The 2,500-nt window shown below is 41.3% G+C and carries 4 protein-coding genes; all 4 read right to left on the bottom strand.

Going from position 1 to position 2,500, the window contains the following annotated elements; translation table 11 throughout:
* Positions 1-10 precede the first annotated feature (10 nt).
* The 4 genes from ACKPQ4_RS06020 to ACKPQ4_RS06035 are packed head-to-tail and all read right to left on the bottom strand — an operon-like array spanning position 11 to position 2,498.
* Positions 11-601, bottom strand: a complete 591-nt coding sequence (locus ACKPQ4_RS06020; protein WP_407680297.1) for a PqiC family protein — start codon at positions 599-601, stop codon at positions 11-13.
* A gap of 1 nt (position 602) precedes the next feature.
* Positions 603-1,511, bottom strand: a complete 909-nt coding sequence (locus tag ACKPQ4_RS06025) for an MlaD family protein (protein WP_407680298.1) — start codon at positions 1,509-1,511, stop codon at positions 603-605.
* A gap of 49 nt (positions 1,512-1,560) precedes the next feature.
* Positions 1,561-2,346 carry an ABC transporter ATP-binding protein gene (locus ACKPQ4_RS06030; RefSeq protein WP_407680299.1) on the bottom strand — a complete coding sequence of 262 codons (786 nt, stop codon included), beginning with the start codon at positions 2,344-2,346 and terminating at the stop codon, positions 1,561-1,563.
* A complete protein-coding gene (locus tag ACKPQ4_RS06035; RefSeq protein ID WP_407680300.1) occupies positions 2,343-2,498 on the bottom strand; it encodes an ABC transporter permease in 156 nt (51 codons plus the stop codon). Before ACKPQ4_RS06035 ends, ACKPQ4_RS06030 begins: the two co-directional genes overlap by 4 nt.
* Positions 2,499-2,500: the final 2 nt, after the last annotated feature.

A 2,500-nucleotide genomic window follows, 5' to 3' on the forward strand; every position in this document is an offset into this window, starting at 1 on the left:
TGAAAGTGACTCAATTTGTCGAAAGTTCTTCAAGGATATTTTTCGACAAACTGTACAATGCTAAATTATAGGCTTTTAATTCGTCAGACTCGTTTCCCGGTAAAGGAAGAGCAAATTCAAAGAAAAAAGAATCTGAAACAGTCGTACCACTACCAGCCCTAGCCGACCACTTGGCTGCTACGGAGACACGATTGTTTGCGATCCTCTCAAAAGATGAAAATGAGACAGCTAAATCCCAACGCAAACCATCTTTCCTTCGATTGGGAAAAACTGAGTACCTTGATTCATTAAATTGGTCCTGTAGGTTCATCGCTAAAACTCTAGCAATCCCATCTTCCAGGGGTTCGCCCCATCTATCAACCTCCCTGAATTTAATTGTGTGTGAAGTCGGACGAACCACCAAGCGAGAATCTTTTAAATATTCAGGCAACTCTATTTCCCTAAGGTAAAAAGAATGATCTTCATTAATCTTCGACTGGTTTTGGTCTAGGACTGTATTGGATAAAAGATAGAAGTCAGGCTCCACATGGTTCGACTCCGGCATGATGCAACTTGCGAGAGCAAGAACAGTCAGAATTATAAGTATATAAGGTGTCTTCATGTTAATCCTCTGTAACAACCTTACCACGTATGAGGGCTTGCGGGTTACGCTCAAGCAAATCTGCCAAGCTTTTTAATGATTTGGACATTTCTGATAGATCATGAAGGGCATTCACTGCACCAAAGCGCAAATCAGAATCAGGTGCCATGACTTCTTGCATTCGTTGGTTCACGATATCTAATTTCTTAAAACTCTCCCTAACCTGCTCCGAAGTATCTCCCAAATTCTTACCAAGCGGTAGTACCTTCTTAGAGAAATCATCAAGAAAAAGATTGGAATTTTCAACGAGAGATAGAAATGACTTCCTCAATTCCCCTGCTTTTAAATTTTGCAATTGAGCGGTTCCTGCTTCTAAAAACTCGCTTACTTGCTTGCTTAATTTCTCAAGGTTTATGCTTTCACTAAGTTCAGCAAAAATCGAACCCTTACTACGAATCAAAGGATGACCGTACATGGTGCTTAAACTACCATTAGTATCAACATGGTGGAAGTCAGTGGTTAAGTTGATGTATAAAATTCCGGTAACAAAACTTTCCTGTACCAATTGGCCAACCAATAAGGGTAGTATATCAGGTTTGAAAGAACCATCCTCGTCAAAAACCTCATTCCCCAGGCTTACCCTGTGCCGATCTACAAGTTTACGATTAACTTCAATCATTACTGGGACTGGTCCATCTTTTAAAGCATCCCCGATGAAAAACCGCTCAACCCTGCCTATTTTCACACCATTAAAGGTAACTTTTCCGCCCTCGTTTAAACCGAAAACGTTCTCGTTAAAAACGACAACAAAACGCTCATTATTACCCCTCCAACTTGATAAACCTCCAGTGAAAAAAAGGAAGCCTGCAAAAATCATTATACCACCAAGGGTAAAGGCGCCAACCAGGGTGCTATTTGCGGCAAATTTCATAATACTACAATATTCTATCTTGAAGAATCATTAAACCGCAATCCAAGACTCATCCGCTTTGTTTACTCTTCCTTCTTGAACTACGGCCTAAGAAATTACGAACCTCCTCAAGCCTACTTCCCTCAAGTAATCCGACCGGCTTGCCTTGATCGAGTATGGTTTTTGATTGATTACTCAAGAAAATAGAGTGATCTGAAATCGAAAATATACTATCCAACTCATGGGTGACTACCACAAAGGTAATCCCCAAAGAATCCTTGAGCTCAAGTATTAATTCGTCCAACTGACTGGAGTTAATCGGATCTAACCCTGCAGAGGGTTCATCGAGAAAGAGTATCTCAGGGTCCATCGCTAATGCACGAGCAAGGCCTGCTCTTTTTTGCATGCCACCACTTAACTCGGAAGGGTATAAGAACTCGCATCCAGAGAGACCAACAAGGCTAAGCTTATAAGAAGCCATACTTTCAATTTCCTGCTTATTCAGCCGCGAAAAAGTCTCCAATGGTAAGGAGATATTTTCGAGAAGATTCATTGAACTCCACAGAGCACCACCTTGAAATAAAACTCCAAATTTACTCAAGACCGTATCATGAGGAAGTTGCCCATGACCCCACATTGAAACCCCATCAAACATTACCTGCCCATTGACTGGCTTCAGTAATCCAGTCATCCCTTTGAGTAAGGTACTCTTACCGCAACCGCTAGCCCCCATAACTGTTAAGCAACTACCTTTCGTGACATCAAAAGACACTCCTTCCAAGACAGTGCGGTTTCCATAACTAAGACCTAAGTCCCTAACCTCAATCACGGGTTGTTTAGTAACATCGGGCTTCATCGATATCCGAGTAAACTAAAACAAATTTCGAAGATAGCATCACAAACCACAATTAATGTAATTGATACTACAACCGAAGAGGTGACTGATTTACCAAGAGATGCCGAATTATTCCCGGTAAATAACCCCTTGTAGCATCCTACTAACCCAATGA

This window comes from Candidatus Chordibacter forsetii (assembly GCF_964187505.1).
GTDB lineage: Bacteria > Verrucomicrobiota > Verrucomicrobiia > Opitutales > Seribacteraceae > Chordibacter > Chordibacter forsetii.

Excerpts from the sequence above, each read along its gene's own strand:
- ACKPQ4_RS06020 (WP_407680297.1), bottom strand. The coding sequence starts at position 601 with ATGAAGACACCTTATATACTTATAATTCTGACTGTTCTTGCTCTCGCA.
- ACKPQ4_RS06025 (WP_407680298.1), bottom strand. The coding sequence starts at position 1,511 with ATGAAATTTGCCGCAAATAGCACCCTGGTTGGCGCCTTTACCCTTGGT.
- ACKPQ4_RS06030 (WP_407680299.1), bottom strand. The coding sequence starts at position 2,346 with ATGAAGCCCGATGTTACTAAACAACCCGTGATTGAGGTTAGGGACTTA.